Genomic DNA, 18146 nt, shown 5'->3' with positions numbered 1-18146 from the left:
TTTTACCTCCAAATGTTTACTCTTCCTTAGGATTTGTTACTGATATCGTGTCGAATGTGATACGCGAATTGATCACTTCTGGCAACGCTCAAAGTAAACTCAATAATTTGATTGTGTGGATCATAAGTTTGTCGTCTGAGATTCAAACAAGGTGCGCCTTCTTTGATGTCCAAATATTTACTGTCGTTAGCACTTGTAATGCCGGCTAAGAAATATTCGTCAGCATAGTAAACTTGCTCGTTGAACTCTTCTGAGAAAACTGAATATAATGATCGATTGCTCAACATCGATTCAGTCATTAAATTGAAGTGGTCAGCCGGTAGATAAGTGCGTTCCAACATTACTGGGATTCCATCGGCAAATCGGAGTCGCTTAATCTTGATTATTTGACTACCCACTTCAGTTTCCAAATTCTTAGCGAAATATGCATTGGCCTCCTTTCGTTCAAAGCTAAGAACTTTAGTTTGTGGTTTCTTCCCCAGCGAAATCATCTGCTTATTGAAACTATAACTACTATTCAAATCGCTATTTAGATCAACCCTATTAACAAAAGTGCCTTTACCATGTACCCGACGAATCATTCCGGTAACTTCCAGTTCCATCAAAGCGGCTCTGACAGTTGTACGGGACAACTCATACTTTTCAGCCAATTCCCTTTCGGAAGGCAATTTAGCGTTGGCTGGTAAAGTTTGAATGTAATTAGTCAGCAAGTTGATTAACTGTTCTTGAAGAGTAATTTTCATACGAATCGAATCCTTTCTGGTATCAACCACAAGACCATTGTATACGGTTCCAGTACATAAGACAACAACTGGGATAGACCGGTTTTGCGGTGGTTTTTTATGTTAAATCAATGATACCACGGGCTTTAACAGTTCCAAATCCAAGTGGTACTTTTTACGATACCTTATCGAAAAGATACCAGTTAAAAATTGGTCTAACCAATTTTTCAAATGTATATTCTTTTTTCATTAATGTCATGCTAAATACCTATGGCGTTATATATACCAGGGATACAAAAAAAGAACGTAGCGTTACGGCTGCGTTCTTACTGTTAATTATTTTGTGTTTTTTGATTATTTCTTCCTATACTAATTGAATATTTAATCCACTGCGGTTTCTTTAAATTCTTCAGGCAATTTACTCTTAATATAATCAGCTGAATATTGAAGTTTATCTAATTCCTCTTGAGGAAGGTTCAATTGAATCTGTTGTTCAATCCCATCACGGCCAACAATAACTGGATATGATAAGTAAACACCATATTCTTCACGGAAGTTAGAAACTGGCAATTCAATATAAGCATCATTTAAAATTGCCAAGGTTAGTTTAACGGCCGCAGTTGAAATACCATAATTGGTATATTTCTTACCACTAAAGACAGTGAAACCACCCATTCTAATGTCTTCATTCAATTTATCAAGATCCAAGCCATCTTTTTCAGCTAATTCAGCGATTGAATGGTCCAAAACTTTGACGGTTGACCAAGCAGTAAATTGTGAATTACCGTGTTCACCCAAGTTATAACCTTGCACAGAGCGAGGATCAACGTTCAAAGCTGCCCCAACAGCACGTTTCATTCTAGCTGAATCCAACAAAGTTCCTGTCCCCATGACATGAGCTTTTGGTAACCCAGTAATTTTTTGATAAATAGAAACCATGACATCGTTAGGATTGCTGATTACCACGATTTTTCCATCAAATTTAGTTGCTTTAATTTTAGTAGCAACATCGATAACTGCCTTACTTGTGAAATCCAATTCAGCGAATCGGTCAGGTTTAACTCGATCTTGCAATTTAATATTACCAACGGCAGAAATAATTACATCTGTGTCGTCCAATTGAGAGTAATCATTAACAAAAACATTAGTATGGAGCGGCAAATTTGCCATCGCATCTTCAAAGTCTAAAGCATCTGCTTTAACCTTTTTCTCATTAATATCAATCATTACTAAATCGTCTACAAAACCACTGCTAACGATATAATGCGCACAGGCTGCCCCAACATTACCTGTTCCGATAATTGCTACTTTTCTTGTCATATAATCTACCTCTCAGTTCAAAATAAGTTGTAGTTGCCATTATACTCTAATTTCATTAAAAATTAATTAATAATCTTATTTTTTCATAAAAAAAGCGGCATTCCTATGCGAAATGCCGTTTTTATTCATTCTTACTTCCAGAAAGATACCGCATAATCTGCGTTTTCTGCTTGAACTTTTTTGACCTCATCCTCAGTAATATCGGGATTCTCAGCCATTTTTCTTGTATAACTGAATTTGGATTCTCTTAAAATATCAAATTTAAGTCCTGGTGATTGTTTAATCCTACCAGACTCGTTTTTAGTAACTAAAACTTTGTTACCAAGTGAATCGGGATCATTTATATTCTTATTGATATTAATAACCTTTACATTATCCATATCAATTTTTTCGATTTCGTTTGAATAGAAAATATCCGCCAATATATGCTTACTTGCTTTTTCAGTTTTAACTTGTGCTTGTTCAAAATCTACTCTAAATTTCTCATCTGGAACTGTGTCCTTAGAAATATCGCTATTAATATCGTCTATTGATCCATACGTTCCCTTATTTATATCAATAGCAATTTTAGAAAAGGTCTTTTCATATTTGTTAGCAACCAAGCCACCAATAGTAAAGTTTCTAACGACAAATGAAATTATCTTATGAACAACTTTTAAAATATCGGAATCGCTATAACCATTTTCACTTAGGGCCAGAATAACCGGATAATATGTTTTAACCCCAAAATCTGACAGAGCAATTAATTCTTTATTCAATTCCGCATTAGAAAAGTATTCTGTTGTTTTTGGTTCTGATATCGCACTATATACAGGGGCCAGATTGTTCAAACTAACGATAAGACTTTTAGCATCTGCACGATTCTGAACCTTTGTATAAATTTTCTTATACAAAAGCTTTTCTGTCGTAAAATCATTTTTCGAATTCCAATATGATCTTACAAATTTAGTTACATTCTTAGCTCCACCATTCAATGAATCTACCATTAAGTCCCAGTATTTCTTCACTTCATCAATGTCATCCCCGGATATTCTCAAAAGATGATTCTTTAATAAATCACTGGCACTTAGCTCAGTTCCTCTATCATTCAATGTTTCAAATATAACAAAGGCATCTGATCGACTAGTGGTTGATAGTGTAATTACATAGAAGTTTTCCAAAAAACTATTTAGAATTCTATACAACAATTTAACCTTTTCATTAGGTTGTTGCTCTTCACTTAATTTTCCATTAACCCATTTTCTAATTGTATCGTAGGTATGAAAAACATTCTTTTCAGATGATTGTTTACTAGATAACTCATCACTAAAGGTGTTCTTATTCATAATGTTGCGTTCAAAATAATCGTTTAAATCTTTACTTTGCCCAAAGCGATAACTTCCTCTTTCTCCAAAATAATTATCTTGAAGATCATCAGCCCTTAGCTGTGCTCTAGCATCATCATATTTTTCATTCAATTTCGAAAATTCATTTCTTACTACTGCCAAAAATATAAAACTAGTCGTTATACGTTGTTGACCGTCAATCACGTATTTCTTTTTATCTTGCGCATCACTATTTAAAACTATTAATCCAAAAAAGTGAGCATCTTGTTTTTCGTCAATAACTTCGGACAAATCATCCATCATTTCATCAACTTGATTAGTTTGCCAATCATAGCCACGTTGATAGAGTGGAACTTGCAAGTTCCCAAACTCCTTAAAGAATGCATCCATCGTGAATCTTTGAGTATTCAATTCCCCAGTCAATATTTAAATCTCCTTCTATTTCTGATTCTGTTAACGTCTTAACCATTAAGACTTTTACCTCATTAATCGTAACTACACCATTTTATCCTGAAATAAATAATTTAAATACCTTATTTTGCAAATAAAATAAAAACGACATCTCAATTAAGAAATGTCGTTTAATTTCATTCTATTTAATATTTTTCTTAATATAATCAGCTGATTCTTGCAACTTATCCAACTCAGCTTGTGGCAAATCCAATTGTAATTGCTTCAAAATACCTTCACGACCAACGATTGCTGGATATGAAAGATAAACGCCATATTCTTCACGGAAATTAGAAACTGGCAATTCGATATGAGCATCATTCAAAATTGCTAACGACAATCTTACAGCAGCGGTTGAAATACCGTAGTTGGTATAACCTTTACCATCAAAGACTGTAAATCCACCCATACGAACATCTTCGTTAATTTGGTCCAAATCAAGTCCTGAATCTTTAGCCAATTTCTCGACTGGTTTATCCATAACTTTAACAGTTGACCAAGCAGTAAATTGTGAATTACCATGCTCACCCAAGTTGTAGCCAGAAACTGAACGAGGGTCAACAGAGAATGCTTTACCAACAGCACGTTTCATTCGAGCTGAATCTAGCAAAGTACCAGTTCCGATAACACGTTCCTTAGGGAAACCAAGAACTTGTTGATACATTGAAGTCATAACATCATTAGGGTTACTGATAACAACCATAATACCGTTAAACTTAGTTTGTTTGATCTTTTCGGCAACCTCAGTCACTGAATCACCAGTTGGCTTCAATTCGCCAAAACGGTTAGGATGATCTCCACCAATCAACTTGATGTGACCAACAGCAGAAATAATAATATCAGCATCATCCAATTGAGAATAATCATTTACAAAAATATTAGTATGGTATGGCAAATTGGCCATAGCATCTTCAAAATCCAATGCATCAGCCTTAACTTTCTTTTCATTCTTGTCAATCAAAACTAAATCATCGACAAAACCACCAGCAACAATGTAGTGAGCACATGCAGCACCAACATTACCCATACCGATAATTCCTATTTTTCTAGTCATAAATAAAATTCCTCGCAATCAAAGATTTTTAAATAACTTCCATATAACATCATACACTAAAGATAACCAATATCCAAAGCGCTACCATCGTTGGTAATATGGGAATTAATCCATCTCCGGAGCTGATAGTATTCACCTGCTATGCGGACCGATCCGAGCCAGAATACGGTCTCGAATCTCGGTTTGAAGCCTTACCACAGTTCGGTAAGTCTCCAAACACGCCCGGTGGTGTAATGGCTAAAGCCATAACGCCACACCCACAGCGGGTAAATACTATCAGCTCCTCCGACTAACCTATTTTCCTATTAAAAATGTTCGTATATATATCCCATTATGATTGATTCTAAGATTTTCATTCAATTGACATTCATATATAACTATTAAACTACAGCAACCCATTAGCTGGAGGTTTACAGTGATTTTGCCCGCAGTGAAAGTGGCGTTAGAAAGGTGGTTTTCCTTTCTTACACCACTGACGTATTTTGAGATTTGCGGTTTTTGCAAAGCTCAAAATCGAGGCGCGAGACCCTGGCTCGCACCGGTCTCACAGCAGGCAAAAATCACTGTAAACCGGAAGCGGCAAACAAAAAAGACATATCCCATCACAGGACATGCCTAAAAAATAAAACAACTATTGACGATTTTCGTAATACTTAACTTTACTCTTAATGATTCTTTCACATAAGTCAGGGTATGAAATGCCGGCAGCTTCTGCTTCTCTTGGCATCAATGACAACGGTGTCATACCTGGCAAAGTGTTTGCTTCCATGACGTACAATTGACCGTCACGTAACAAGAAGTCCACACGACCATAATTGCTCATGCCTAATGATTCGAAAGTCTTCTTTGTCAAAGCTTGCATCTTAGCATGAATTTCATCATCCAAGTTATCTGGTGGTGTGATGAAATGTGTCACATTGTTTTCTTGGAACTTGTGTTGGAAATCATACCAACCTGTATCAACGGTAACTTCGACTGCTGGAAGTACTAATCCATCAACGATGGCAACTGAGAATTCGCGACCCTTGATATATTCTTCAATCAAAACTTCGCTATCAAATCTCAAAGCATCGGCCACTGATTCTCTCAATTCAGTCGCATTTCTAACGATATGTGTACCAACACTTGAACCACCGTTTGATGGTTTAACTACCATTGGATAGTTGAACGGAATATCTTCAGACAAGATCTTAGCTGTCTTAGTTGTTGTATATTGAGCTGTTGGAATCTTATCTTGAACAAAAATTTCTTTAGAATACTTCTTATCCATGGCAAGACCTGAAGCAAGTGAGCCACTACCTGTATATCTAATATCAAAGACATCAAATACTGCTTGCATCTTACCATTTTCGCCATCTTCACCGTGAAGTCCCATGTAGACGATATCGGCGTGTTGACAAATTTTCAAAACATTACGGCCCAAAAGACCACGAGTTCCATCGGTACGAAGTGCATTGATTTTTTCATCAGTTAAAACTTCATCATCAATGATAAGTTTGCTTTCACTCTCTGGTTCAGTTGTAAAAAGATCGTCAATCTTATCTTCATCAACATCCTTACCTAAAAATGAATCAACGTATGCGACTTCATAACCCTTGCTACGTAGTGCGTTGGTGATTTTAACTCCGGAAGATAAAGAAACATTTCTTTCTGTACTTCTTCCACCTGAAAGAACGACAATTTTCATTGTGTTTCACCTAATCCTTTTAATTTTATTACTTAAGCGTAATCCTAGAACCTACAGAATAGCACAATGGCAACGAAAAAACCATTTCAGAGATTAAGTTTCCGAAAAAATTTAGCGAACTTCTCGAAATTTTCACACATTTTTGGTTTAATTGGGTTTAAGGAGGATATAACCTTGAAAAAGTTAAATATTATTTTATTAGGTTTATTATCTGTAATCACGCTGGGAATCTTCTCAGCACAAAGCGTTAAAGCTGATGATTTGAATGATCAACCAGTCATGACTTTGGGAACATCTTTAACTAGCGACCAACGTCAAGGGACAATCAATGCCCTATCTTCACAAATTAACAATGGTAGTTACAAGACCATCACCGTAACTGGTGACACATTGGTTAAGTATTTGAATCCAAGTGGTAACTCATTCACAAGTAATTCCGGTGTTTGGTCATCTGCTTTGATTCAAAAGACTTCATCCGGTTCAGGTATTAACGTTAAAATCGTTGACTATAATGGTAAAAACAACATCACAACTATTACAGCCGACCAATATCGTAATGCCGCCGTCACTGCCGGTATCAGCGATGCTAATATCTATGTAACATCAGCTACACCAATTGATGGATCTGGTGCCCTAGCCGGTATCTATGCCGCTTACGCTAATAGTGGTGATAACTTGAATCAAAGCCAAGTTAACGCTGCACAAAAGGAAATGAGCGTCTTGAGTGGCATTACTGATGCTAATAAAGGTACCGATGGCTACTCTGATAAACAATTAAACAATGCCGTTGCTGGTATCAAATCAGATATGGCTCAAAAAGGCGATACCATCACTAATAATCAAATTACAACAATTGTAAATAACAACTTACAAAAGAACAATTTGCAAAACATCATCACTGACAATCAAAAAACACAGATTATTAACTTGATGGTCCAAATTAAGAATTCCGGAGCTTTGAACAATTCAAACTTCAAAGAACAAGCTTCTAAACTAAGTAGCGATATCATGAGTAAAGCTAAGAATGTTTTCAACAACTTAAACACTCAAGAAAACCGCAACTTCCTACAAAGAATTTGGGACAGTATCGTTTCATTCTTCAGCGGTCTATTCAACTAATGGTTTGTTGAAGTATGCCGTTTCCAGAGCTGAGAGTATTCATCTCCTGCGCGGTACGGTCCGAGCCAAAGTACGGTCTCGAACCTCGGTTGAAGCCTTTCCACAGACCGGAAAGTCTCCAACACGCCCGGTGGTGTAATGGCTAAAGCCATAACGCCACTTTTGCGGCTAATGAATACTCTCAGCTCTTCCAACTAATTTGTTTTTGTGAGTGACTACTATACAATAGCTTTTTACTCTTTTAATAAATAACGTTTAAAATCGATATAATATCATTCACATACGATTTCTAATTTTAAGTATTTAGACTAATAATCACAAAATCCCTGCAGCAATCAATAAAAGATTGTACAGGGATTTTTTATAATTATCGTTTATTTTTTGATACAAGGAAAATCGATTCCCTATATACTATGGCTAGAGTCATGCTGTCGAAGACTTGCTATCTTTGTTGACTTTAGTCAGCCAGTTAAATGGTGCAACACCCCTCGCCTATTCCGTTTTGATGGAGGTGTATGACTTGATAACAAGGATCAGATTGAAGGTGTGGTTTTGCAGCTCTTAGAGTTTGCAATTAGTGTTTATTACTTGGCGAAAGCGTATTTCATATTTATCAAAGCCAAGGCACTAAAAAAAGACTAATCACTTAGATTAGTCTTACCCATTAGTAAATCATTTTCCGTCTGATGATTGAGGCTACAGGAGCGCATTCCTGTGGTCTCTTTTCATTTGTTATTATATGAGATTAAGAAATTGAAATCAACCTTTTAGAACATTCCGATAAAATTAAATTTAGACTTATGTGTAACAATCAAAATCATTCCAATAATGCCAAATATGATGTATATTGCTATCTTTAACCCAATTATTAGGCAAGCAGATGAAAAATCCTTTGACAATAGGCATTGAGCCCCATATCATAATATACACAAATATAATTATATGAATGTCAGAGGTTGAATTAAACTAACTATAGACAAACTGAAGTTCAAAATATGAAAATTCATTACAGGCTTTGCTATGATCCACTTAAAACAGCAGAATTCTTTATCCAATTATTCATTTTAAGAAAATAAACCAGTTGGAAGAGCTGATAGTATTCATCAGCAGCGAAAGTGGCGTTAGAGCTTTAGCTCTTACACCACCGGGCGTGTTGGAGACTTGCCGGTTTTGCAAGGCTTCAACCGAGGTTCGAGACCGCTCTTTGGCTCGGGCCGTTCCGCGCAGCAGATGAATACTATCAGCTCTGGAAACGTCATACTTAGTATACCTTTAGGCAAATAATTGAAAGGGAGTGGGCACCTTGGTCTTCGTTAAAAAGATCCATCATAATTTAATAGATAAATACAATTAGGAGTAGAAAATTAAATGTTAGAAGAAAGTACTAGTTCCAAAGATAACTCTAAGGAGCCCCCGAGGGGCTCTCAAAAATTATGGCAAATGGATGCCAAAGATATTAACAAATTATTCCAAACTGACGCTGAAGATGGCCTTACCAGTGCTGAAGTTAAACGTCGTTTGGATCGTGATGGACGTAATGAACTAGAAGTTAAGAAGACTTCCAAATTCATTCAATTCATCAAGCAATTCAACAACAGTATCATCTATATTTTGGCCGCAGCTGCGATCATGACCTTCTTGATGCATCGCTATTCCGATTCGATCGTTATCGGATTGGTTATTATCGCCAACGCCATTATTGGTTACGTTCAAGAACAACAAGCCGGTAATGCTCTGGAAAAAATCCGTGAAATGTTGGTTTCGAAAAACTTTGTCTTCCGTAACGGTGAAAAGTTGGAAATCGATGCTCGAGATTTAGTTGTCGGAGATTTAGTCAATTTGGAAGCTGGAGACGCTGTTCCAGCTGACTTACGATTAATTTCTGCCGATAACTTGAGTGTTCAAGAGTCTGTTTTAACTGGTGAAACTAATGCCGTCGAAAAGATTGAAGAAGCTATTCCAGACAACAAATTACCATTGGCTGAACGTCAAAATATGGTTTTCGCTTCCACTGCCGTAACGCACGGTTCTGCTTTGGGAGTCGTAACTGCCACAGCTGGTGATACTGAAATTGGTCAAATTCAAAACTCAGTTGAGTCCGTCAAAGAAAAGCCCACACCTTTGATGCAAAACTTGAATTCACTTGGATTTGGCTTGTCAATTGCCATCCTAGTTGCTGCTGTAGTCTTATTCATTATTGGTTACTTTATCGATACTTACAGTTTGCCAACATTATTGATTGCCGTTATAACGATGGTCGTTGGTTCAATGCCCGAAGGTTTGCCAGCCAGTACCTCTGTTGTACTAGCCATGGGAACTCGTAAAATGACTAAGCGTAACGTGATTGTTAAATCATTGCCCGCTGTTGAAACTTTAGGTGCCGTTGATATTGTTAATACCGATAAAACTGGTACTTTAACTAAGAACGAAATGACCGTTAAAAAAGTTGTAACGCCGTCACATGATTTTGATGTCACAGGCGTTGGATATGATAGTGATGGAGCCATCGACTTTTCCGGTAGTTTAAAACTTGGGGATAAAAATTACGATTGGCAACAAGATGACAGTATGAAATGGCTAGTCAATATTGCTGGTCAAACAACTGACGCTCAACTTCACTTTGAAAATAATCACTGGGAACTAACCGGTGAACCAACTGATGGTGCCCTAACTACCCTTTATCGCAAGATGACTGGTAATGACCCTGAAGTTGATGAAATTGATTCATTACCGTTCGATTCAGCCTTCCGTTTTTCAGCCCGTTTAGCCAACTTGAATAACCAAAGAGTGTTGATGGTCAAGGGTTCACCTACTACTATCATTAATGCCTCGGTTAAAACAACTGACGAAGATTATTGGAACAACAAGATTAAAGAACTTTCATCCGAAGGACTACGTGTGGTTGCTTTAGCTTATAAAATTGTCGATGATAGTTTTGAAGAAATTCAACCTGACCAAATTGGTGACTTAACGTTAGCCGGTATGGTCGGTATCATTGATCCACCGCGTGAAGAAGCCAGAGCCTCAATCCATGAATTACGAATGGCTGGTATCAAAGTCAAGATGATCACTGGTGACCACCCTGATACAGCCTCAGCAATCGCGGAAAAACTCGACTTAGATTCAGTTATCAAAGCCGTTACTGGTCCTGAAATTGACGCTATGTCAGACGAAGAATTAAATGAAAAAATTGACGATTACAATGTCTTTGCTCGAACGACTCCGGCTAACAAATTACGGATTGTTCGCGCCCAACAAGCCAACAATCACGTTGTTTCCATGACCGGTGATGGTGTCAACGATGCCCCTGCTTTGAAACAAGCTGACATTGGTGTTGCCATGGGTATTAAAGGTACCGAAGTTGCGAAAGAATCAGCCAACATGGTTTTAGCCGATGATGACTTTGCCGATATCGTTGTGGCCGTTCGTGAAGGTCGCCACGTCTTTGACAATATTCGTAAGACAATCCGGTTCCTACTTCCAACCAGTTTTGCGGAAGGTTTAATCGTGGTAATCAGTATCCTGTTAGGTCAAGATTTGCCACTTTACCCTGCACAATTGCTTTGGATCAACATGGTTTCAGCTTTAACAATTCAATTTGCCTTTATATTCGAACCACCAGAAGCTGGAATTATGGCTCGTGGACCTCGTAATGTTAAAAAAGGATTGTTGACGAAACTCGATACATTCGAAATCGTCTACGTTTCCCTATTGATTTCTGGATTAGGAATCTGGGCATTCGACTTCTTAACAGATAAAGGTATGCCTGAAGTAGTTGGTAGTACGATGGCATTAAATATTATCATCTTTGGTAAGATTTTCTACCTATTCAATTTGCGAAATGACCATCCCGTTATTTCCAAATATTTCTTCCAAAACAAAATGGCTTTCTACATCATCGGAATTTTAATTGCTTTACAATTGGGAATAATTTACCTCCCATTCATGCAATCAATCTTCCACACAACAAACATCAACTTCACATACGGTTGGCTAATTCCAATCGTGGCCGGAGTGATTGTCCTTGCCGTGACCGAATTAGGAAAGTTCATTCGTTTCCATATGTTGCAACGAACTAAAACTATTAAATAGTACGTTAAAAGGTATCGAAGTCTGAAGATTTCGATATCTTTTTTAATTCCAATTTTTTTTAAAATTGAATCCACTATTTTTGCAATCAAAAAAACGCAAGCATCCATTAAAGATTGCTTGTGTCTCATAATTGTCTGTTCAATTTAAACATAGAAAATAATACATTCAATCCATAAAGAAACTAGCACACGAGTGCCAGCGATGGTGACCCGCTGTGCAAGTGGAGTTGGGGCTTTAGCCCTTACTCCACAGGACGACTTTTGAGACACGAACTTTGGCTCAAAAGCGAGGTGTGAGACCTTGGCTCACACCGGTCCGCATAGCGGGTCAACCATCGCTGGCGCTCGTGGGCGGCACAAAACCACTACATCTTATCCATTGTCTCATTCAACAATTCATCGACCCGATTATTTCCTATATTAGTAGCATGACCCTTAGTCCACTCAAAAGTTTTTGTAGGAACGGTTGGCAACAATCCATCCAATTCCTTCCACAATTCCACATTGACCGGAACGCTGCCATCAGCCTTTTTATAGCCACGTTTTTTCCAGCCCGTCAACCAATTTTTCGTGATTGCGTTCAAAACATACTGAGAATCTAAGACAAATATCGTATTTTGTTGATTGATTTTTAACTCATTTAATCGTTTAATACTTTGAATCAGGGCCATTATCTCCATGCGGTTATTAGTTACGCCAAATTCACCAGCGGTTCCCTCAAATACTTCGTCATGATTGCTGATATGATAGGCCCAAGCGCCTTTATCAGTCGTCTTGACATGCCCACCTTTAAAATTACCATGATTTCTCGAACCACCATCAGTGTAAACGACAGTATCAAAATCTTTTATATCAGATACAGTTTTTTTAGATGCTTTTGCTTGTGGCTTCGATTTTTGATTCGTTGTACTCTTAACGTAAGAATCCTTACCGCCAAGAAACGCTTCAGCTTGGGCTCGATCGGGAAAACTTTTGTATCTTGCACCAGCAAATCCGTCGACCTGAGCCTTGCATTCTGCCCATGTTAAATAGATTCCGGGCTTCTTGCCTCGTCTTACAGCATAAAATTTTTGCAATTGTCATACCTCATTAGGTTAAAATTTCTCAATAATAATTATATAATAATATCTTGTTGGGGTGAATTTATGAAAAATGGGCAATGGCCGATTCTCTACATCCACGGATTTCGGGGTGGAGACTATACGACTCAAAAAATGATTGAATCAGCTTTGGAATGTAATGGTAAGAAAAAAGATCAATTTCTCAAAGCAAATATTAATTGGCGCGGCAAAGTTACATATGAGGGAGCTTGGACTGATGATGAACATCCCATCGTTCAAGTAGTTTTCCAAAATAAATGGGTTGGCAGTAACCAAATGGAATATTGGTTAGTTAAACTCTTATTTGATTTACGTTTGAAACATGAATTTACTACATATGACGCTATTGGGCACTCATTGGGTGCCGTCGCTTTAGTCCTAGTCAATCTGAGGGAAAAAATGCGTCCTTATATGCCTCGACTCAAAAAATTAGTACTCATCGCTGGACCATTCAACGGCATTTTAGGTTTGGGAGATCTTCCTAATATTAACCGAATCAAGCCAAATGGCAAACCAGCTTTTATGAGTCCAACATATTTTAGAATATTTATGAATCGAAATAACGTATCAGATGATCTGCGTGTTTTAAATATTTACGGTAACGTTGGTGATCACTCAAATAGTGACAAGTACATCTCCGTTACATCAGCAAAGTCAATTTCTTACATTCTCGAACCCCGAGCAAAAGAATACACCGAATATTTAATCAAGGGCTCTACCGCCGAACACTCGATGCTTCATGATGATTCAGAGATTTTAGATACGGTTAATGGTTTCATATACTACAATCCGTTATCGTAACGTTATATAATGACATTACGTCATGCACTTTTTAGAGAGATTTGGAGGGGATTTCTATCAAAGCTTGGGAGCTATTCAGATTAGATATAAAAAGAACCCTACAGTCAAAGCCCGCAACATTGTTAATGTTAGCTTTGATCATTTTACCATGTCTATATTGCTGGTTTAATGTTTGGGCCTTATGGGATCCATATTCAAATACAAGTGACCTAAAAGTTGCCGTTTACTCAGATGACCAATCGGTTAAACTTGAAGGACAAAAAATTGAAATTGGTGACCAATTAATTGACAACCTAAAGAAGAATCACAAACTAGGTTGGACATTCGTTGATTCAAAGAAACAACTAGATAAGGGAGTTAAGGATGGTTCATACTACGCCGGTATCTACATCCCTAAGAACTTCTCAAAGGATATTGTTAGTTTCCTATCAGGTAACATTAAGAAACCAGCACTGGTCTTCAAAGTTAATCAGAAGATAAACGCCATCGCCCCGAAGCTGACTGAGACAGGTGCGACGACGTTACAAAATACAATCTCAGATGAATTTATTGGAACGATAAGTAAGACCGTTACAACGGTGCTAAATAAGTCAGGCGTTGACCTTGAGCATAATTTGCCAATGTTAAGAAGACTTTCCACACTGCTTGTAACGACTGATGACAACTTGCCCGAATTGCAAAATATTATGGACAAAGTTCAACAAGCCAACACAATCGTGCCAAATTTGAACAACAAATTACAACAAGCTAATGACATGTACGGCTACATGCCACTATTAAATCAAGATGCTCAAAAGATCGTCAATTTGAATAACTTCCTACCATTAGCTGATGCTGGTGGTACGGCTGCTAAAGATTTGCAGACAAAGATTCCGCAAATTAAGAGTGCCGGTTCACAAGTTAACGAAATCGACAACGACTTTGGCAAAATCTCTAATTTAATGGATAACAGTATCACCCAAGTTGACAACGGAATTCAGGTCATCAACAAGGTTCAAAACGTTATGCCTGATATTCAACAACTTGGTCGAGATGCCGAAAATGCTACCAACAAAGTTAATAATGAATTGATTCCAAAGATTCAACAAGCTTTACCTGTTATTAAAACAACCGTTGATACTGGACTATCAATGATTTTCAACATTGTTAAGCAGATCAGTGCTTCAATGCAAAATATCAACACATTGATCGACAAGATTAAGGAAGATCCTAAGAACCAAGAACTCAAGGAACAACTTAAAAATGTCATTCAAAACGTCGCTGACGATGCCACACAAGTATCCAAAGTAAGTACACAATTGGCTTCATCTTTGACTGACCTTCAAGACTTGTACAACCGTTTGGCTGAGCAATTAGGCCACGATCAGACGACGATTTTCAACACTCCTATCAAACACCTAACCGACCTCGCTGCACTAAACGATACTTTGGCTTCCAAAGCTAACGACATCATCGAAAACTACAGTGACCTCGATACAACAGCGTTACAAGCTAAGTTGACTGACTTACAAGCTCAAGCAGATAAGATTGCTGACGGCGTTACTGCTATCAAAGAACTCAACATTATGGACAGCGTTTCAAACACCATCAATGATGTTTCAACATTGCTCAAGGATGCCAGTTCTACTTTGAGCCAAGTCAATAACAATATTATCCCTGCTATTCCAGGACTTTTGAACAACACTAAGGGTGTCCTTGAAACAGCCTTGACTTACCTTCAAAAGTATCAAAAACAATTGCCTGCTGTTGGTAGTGAAATTCACGATGCCAACCAACTGTTGAACGGAAATATGGGTAATATCGTTACGGGTATTAATTTGGTCAATGACTTCTACAACAACGACTACCCTACATTGAAGAAGAAAATGGCAACGGCCTCCTTCTTTGTTCAATATCAATTGCCACAGATTGAAAATGAGTTGACGACTACCTTGAACTTAGTTAACTCCAAGACACCAGAGCTTGAAAAAGCTCTTTCAACAGCTAATGATTTTGCCGTCAATGACTGGCCACAGTTGAAGAAAGATGTTCATCACTCCGCTAAACTCTTGAAGAAGGGTGAAAAGGATGTTGACCTTGGTGCTTTGATTAAGTTGATGAAATCCGATGCTAACAAGGAATCTGACTTCTTCTCTAACCCAGTTAAATTGAAGCAAGAGAACCTTTATGACGTTCCAAACTATGGTTCTGCCAGTGCTCCGTTCTACTTGGCATTGTGTATCTGGGTTGGTGCCTTGCTCCTATCCAGTGTCTTCACAGTTCACTTCCAGTTAAATGATCGTCAAAAATATCGTTATTCATTTAAGCAAAGATTTAACGGACGTTACTTAACCTTTGGTTTCTTGAACCAGCTCCAAGCTATTGCGGCTGCTTTAGGTAACCTATATATCTTGAATGCTTATACGAAGGAAAAAGTTTGGTTAGTTGTCTTCTGTATGCTGGTAAGTTTCGTCTTCATTTCGATTCTGTACTCGTTAGTTCAAATGTTTGGGACAGTTGGTAAAGGATTAGGTATTATCATTCTGGTGCTTTCAATTTCTGGTGCCGGTGGTAACTTCCCAGTTGTCCTATCCGATGGATTCTTTAGATTCATCAATCCATACTTGCCATTTACTTACGCAGTCAACCTGATTCGTGAGTCGGTCGGTGGAATATATTGGCCTAATGCTACCAAAGATATTATTATATTAGTGGCCTTTGGCGTAGTCTTCTACCTACTGGGCTTACTAACAACTGAAAAACTCAAGCCATTCATGCACAAACTACACAAGAGTGCCAAGAAGAGTATGATTATCGAGTAATTTGGTTTGTAAGAGGGAGAAATTATTTTAATGTCTGATATAAAATTGAAATCGTATCGACCTTTCATGACTGAGAATTTCTTCTGGGACTTTCCCACACACTTCAATTTAAAAGAAGTCAGTAAATTTCTAGGCATGGAAATCGATCCAACTACTGAGTACATTTCCAATACTGCTAAAACTATCATGCGAAACGACGGTATTTACTGGTTTATTCAAAAGAAACATCACGAAGATATCGTTGCTTTGATTTCTTTAAGCGACGTTGACCTAACTAAAAAACAAGCTGCATTGATGGTTACTTTCAAAGATTTGAGCGATACAGAAAAGGAAGAAATTTCTCAACGCTTACTAGTCTTTTTAAAGAATCAAATTGATCTTAAATCAATCGAAATCAACCAACTTGATCGTATTATTCAAGAAAACTTCACAAATAATGGATATAATGTTTCTAACAACAATCTACTAAAGAGGAGTTAACATCTATGTACGGATATGGTTATGGTTTTGGTCCCAGCTATCTATTGATAATCATTGGTTTGGCTATCAGTTTGTGGGCATCGTGGTATGTAAATCATAATTTCAAAAAGTATGACCAGTTCACTAGTCACCGTGGTAAAAGCGGGGCTGATGCTGCTAGATATATTTTAGATAGTGCCGGACTACAAGATATTCAAATTAATAAAGTCAGTGGTAATTTAACTGATAACTACAATCCCGGTAACAAGACTTTGAATCTTTCGGAATCAACTTACGATTCAACTTCAGTTGCGGCCATCGGTGTTGCGGCCCATGAATGTGGACATGCAATTCAAGACCAAACAAGCTATGTACCAATGCGTGTCAGAGCTGCTTTGGTTCCAGCCGTCAACCTCGGTTCAAACGCTTCAATTCCCTTGATTATCATCGGTGCCCTTTTGGGAATGAATCAAACACTGATTACTCTCGGAATCTGGTTGTTTGCCCTAGTCGTCTTGTTCCAAGTTGTCACCTTGCCAGTTGAATTCAATGCTTCAGGACGTGCCATCAAGATCTTAGGATCAGGTGACATCCTCGACAGCGATGAAGTTCCAATGGTCAAGCAAGTATTGTTCGCAGCAGCCTTAACTTACGTTGCTGCAGCAATTTCAACAGCGTTGCAATTATTACGTCTAATCATAATATTTGGCGACAATCGCAATTAAAAGCCCTTTCAAAGGCTTTTTTTTGTTGTCTAAATATGCCGCCGGAGGAAGGCAGAGAATTTCGCCTGCTATGAGGACCGGTGTGAGCCAAGGTCTCACACCTCGCTTTTAAGACTTGCCACAGTTCGGCAAGTCTCAAAAGTCGCCCTGTGGTGTAAGTGCTGAAGCACTAACGCCACTTCCATAGCTGGTGAATTCTCTGCCCGCCTCCCGCTCGTTTATCCGTTCCAACAAATTTAAAACAGCTTTATAGCTTCTCACTTACTTGATTGTTTTCACTTAATTGGTTTATTTTGACAAAAAAATTAAGCAATCAAGTCCCTAGAATTTATTACTTGGCAAATTGTCATAATAAAACATCAAAACACAACTCATGAATCACCCACATTACGTCCTACAAGCCAACTTAAAAATTGATGTAATCCCAACTAAACCCCAGACCAACTAGTCGAAAGAGCTGAGAGTATTCACCAGCTGTGGGCGTGGTGTAAT

At 37.8% G+C, this 18146-nt stretch carries 12 protein-coding genes; 6 read left to right on the top strand and 6 right to left on the bottom strand.

Annotated elements, in window-relative coordinates; all coding sequences use genetic code 11:
• Positions 1-26: 26 nt before the first annotated feature.
• The 5 genes from JP39_RS00850 to JP39_RS00825 all read right to left on the bottom strand — a co-directional run bounded on the left by JP39_RS00850 (position 27) and on the right by JP39_RS00825 (position 6558).
• Positions 27-743, bottom strand: coding sequence for a GntR family transcriptional regulator (locus JP39_RS00850; protein WP_041500986.1), 717 nt, complete (start codon positions 741-743; stop codon positions 27-29).
• A 360-nt stretch (positions 744-1103) separates the two neighbouring features.
• The gene (locus tag JP39_RS00845) at positions 1104-2042 is read right to left on the bottom strand and encodes an L-lactate dehydrogenase (RefSeq protein ID WP_041500987.1); all 939 of its coding nucleotides are present in this window, start codon (positions 2040-2042) and stop codon (positions 1104-1106) included.
• Between the two features lie 131 nt (positions 2043-2173).
• Entirely contained in the window at positions 2174-3790 is a 1617-nt protein-coding gene (locus JP39_RS00840; RefSeq protein WP_041500988.1) for a DUF262 domain-containing protein, read from the bottom strand.
• 169 nt (positions 3791-3959) lie between these two features.
• The gene (locus tag JP39_RS00835) at positions 3960-4871 is read right to left on the bottom strand and encodes an L-lactate dehydrogenase (protein ID WP_041500989.1); all 912 of its coding nucleotides are present in this window, start codon (positions 4869-4871) and stop codon (positions 3960-3962) included.
• Positions 4872-5502: 631 nt separating this feature from the next.
• On the bottom strand, positions 5503-6558 hold the full coding sequence (locus JP39_RS00825; protein WP_041500991.1) for a D-alanine--D-alanine ligase: 1056 nt from the start codon (positions 6556-6558) through the stop codon (positions 5503-5505).
• A gap of 192 nt (positions 6559-6750) precedes the next feature.
• On the opposite strand from JP39_RS00825, the gene JP39_RS00820 reads away from it, so the two are divergent.
• Positions 6751-7677 carry a DUF1002 domain-containing protein gene (locus JP39_RS00820; RefSeq protein WP_245626385.1) on the top strand — a complete coding sequence of 309 codons (927 nt, stop codon included), beginning with the start codon at positions 6751-6753 and terminating at the stop codon, positions 7675-7677.
• 1440 nt (positions 7678-9117) lie between these two features.
• Entirely contained in the window at positions 9118-11769 is a 2652-nt protein-coding gene (locus tag JP39_RS00815; protein ID WP_245626383.1) for an HAD-IC family P-type ATPase, read from the top strand.
• Between the two features lie 364 nt (positions 11770-12133).
• Here the strand turns inward: JP39_RS00815 and JP39_RS00810 are convergent, their stop codons facing one another.
• The gene (locus JP39_RS00810; protein ID WP_041500994.1) at positions 12134-12844 is read right to left on the bottom strand and encodes a ribonuclease H family protein; all 711 of its coding nucleotides are present in this window, start codon (positions 12842-12844) and stop codon (positions 12134-12136) included.
• 69 nt (positions 12845-12913) lie between these two features.
• On the opposite strand from JP39_RS00810, the gene JP39_RS00805 reads away from it, so the two are divergent.
• Genes JP39_RS00805 through JP39_RS00790 form a run of 4 tightly spaced genes read left to right on the top strand, consistent with a single transcriptional unit; the run spans position 12914 to position 17654 of the window.
• Positions 12914-13669 carry an alpha/beta hydrolase gene (locus JP39_RS00805; RefSeq protein WP_041500995.1) on the top strand — a complete coding sequence of 252 codons (756 nt, stop codon included), beginning with the start codon at positions 12914-12916 and terminating at the stop codon, positions 13667-13669.
• 41 nt (positions 13670-13710) lie between these two features.
• Positions 13711-16470, top strand: a complete 2760-nt coding sequence (locus tag JP39_RS00800) for a YhgE/Pip domain-containing protein (protein ID WP_174795708.1) — start codon at positions 13711-13713, stop codon at positions 16468-16470.
• Positions 16471-16500: 30 nt separating this feature from the next.
• Positions 16501-16950 (top strand): hypothetical protein, encoded by a 450-nt coding sequence (locus tag JP39_RS00795; protein WP_041500996.1) that lies wholly within the window; start codon positions 16501-16503, stop codon positions 16948-16950.
• Positions 16951-16955: 5 nt separating this feature from the next.
• Positions 16956-17654 carry a zinc metallopeptidase gene (locus JP39_RS00790; RefSeq protein ID WP_041500997.1) on the top strand — a complete coding sequence of 233 codons (699 nt, stop codon included), beginning with the start codon at positions 16956-16958 and terminating at the stop codon, positions 17652-17654.
• Positions 17655-18146 lie beyond the last annotated feature (492 nt).

It is taken from the genome of Companilactobacillus heilongjiangensis (assembly GCF_000831645.3).
In the GTDB taxonomy this organism is placed as follows: domain Bacteria; phylum Bacillota; class Bacilli; order Lactobacillales; family Lactobacillaceae; genus Companilactobacillus; species Companilactobacillus heilongjiangensis.
This window is presented reverse-complemented; position numbering and strand designations above follow the sequence as displayed.